This is a genomic window from Mycobacterium helveticum (assembly GCF_007714205.1).
In the GTDB taxonomy this organism is placed as follows: domain Bacteria; phylum Actinomycetota; class Actinomycetes; order Mycobacteriales; family Mycobacteriaceae; genus Mycobacterium; species Mycobacterium helveticum.
The window spans coordinates 1-1767 of record NZ_VMQU01000268.1; the positions used below are offsets into that span (position 1 = coordinate 1).

Consider the following 1767-nt stretch of genomic DNA (forward strand, 5'->3'; position numbering starts at 1 on the left):
CCCCCCCCACTGGGGGCCCCCCCCCTACCCCCCGCCCCCGCCCGGGGCCCCCCCCCCCGGGGGGGGCCCCCCCCCCCCCCCCGGGGGCCCCCCCGCCCCCCCCCGGCAGCCGGCCACCGAGATCGAGCGCCGGATGTGCGCGATCTTCGCCCGCCTGTTCGGTCGCGACGAAGGCTGGGACCGCATCGGCGCCGACGACTCGTTCTTCGGGCTGGGCGGCCATTCGCTGCTGGCGGCCCGCCTGGTGGCGCAGATCCGGACCGCATTCGCGGTGGAGTGCACCGTGCGGGCCGTGTTCGACGCCCCGACGCCGGCCGGGCTGGCGCGGCTGGTCGAACGGCTGCGTGCCGGATCCGGCCCCGCGGACACCCGGCCGCGGCTGACCGGGGAGGCCCGACCGGCCCGGCCGCCGCTGTCCTACTCCCAACTCGCCATGTGGTTCCAGTACCGGATGAGGGGCGCCAACGACGTCTTCAACATGGCGCTCGCGCTGCGCTTCACCGGTCCGCTGGACGCCGGGGTGCTCACCGCGGCGCTCAACGACGTGGTGGCCCGCCACGAGGTGTTGCGCACGAACTTCGTCGAACACGACGGGATGCCGTATCAGCACGTGCACCCGGAACTGCGGCTCGAGCCGGTGGTGACCGAGGTCGCCGCCGAGCGGCTCGACGACACGATCGCCGGGCTGCGCCGCCACGTGTTCACCCTCGAATCGGAGCCGCTGATCCGGCCCACCCTGCTGGTGCTGGGCCCGGACACCCACGTGCTGTTGGTGCTGATCCACCACATGGTGACCGACCACACCTCCTTCGGGATCCTCCTCGACGACCTGGTCGTGGCCTACCGGGCGCGGCGGGACGCGCGGGGGCCGCAGTGGACCGCACCACCGGTGCAGTTCGCCGATTACGCCCGGTGGCAACGGAACACGTTCGACACCCCGGGCCCGTGGGCGCTCGCGGAGCTGGACCACTGGCGCGACGCGCTGGACGGGCTGCCCGCCGACATCTCGGTGGCCGCCGACCGCGCGCGCCCGCCGGTGCTCGGAAGACGCGGCGAGGTGGTCGATTTCACCGTCTCCGCGGCGCGGCGGGCGGCCCTCGTCCGGCTGGCCGAGGAGTCGGGCAGCACCGAATTCTCGGTGTATGAGGCGGTCCTGGCCGTCGTGTTGCACAAACTCGGCGGCGGCACCGACATCGCGGTCGGCAGTCCGGTCGCCTGCCGGGTCGACGAGAGCGCCGCGAACCTGACCGGGCCCTGCGCCAACGTGGTGGTGCTGCGCACCGACCTCTCCGGGGAGCCGAGCCTGCGCGACCTCGTCGCGCGCAGCCGTGACACGGTGAAAGACGCACTGGCGCATCAGGAATTCCCCATCGAACGGCTGGTCGAGGCGCTCAACCCGCCGCGCTCCCCGTCGCGCAACCACCCGCTGTTCCAGAACTCCATCCACTTCCGCGGCGAGGACTGGGCGCTGTTGCCGCGCGACCTCACCGGCACCGGGGACACCACGGTGTCGGCGCTCCCGATGGATTTCGAGATCTCGTTGCTGGACCTCAACGTCGGGGTGAACGTGACCCCGGACGCCGAACTCGCCGTGCGGGTCGTGGGCAACGCCGATCTCTACGAGCCCGCGACGGTCCGGCGCATCGCCGCTGCCCTCGACCACGCGTTCGACGCGTTCGCGATCACCCCCGACGCGGCCCTCGCGTCGGTCGAGCTGCTGCCCGCGGCCGACCTGCGGGCGCTGCTGGCCCCGCCCCCCCCCCCCCC

General features: G+C 74.0%; 1 protein-coding gene. It reads left to right on the forward strand.

Features of this window, described 5'->3' with window-relative positions; all coding sequences use genetic code 11:
* Positions 1-133: 133 nt before the first annotated feature.
* Positions 134-1767: condensation domain-containing protein (locus tag FPZ47_RS27365; protein WP_246859916.1), on the forward strand; the 1634-nt coding region annotated here is incomplete at its 3' end.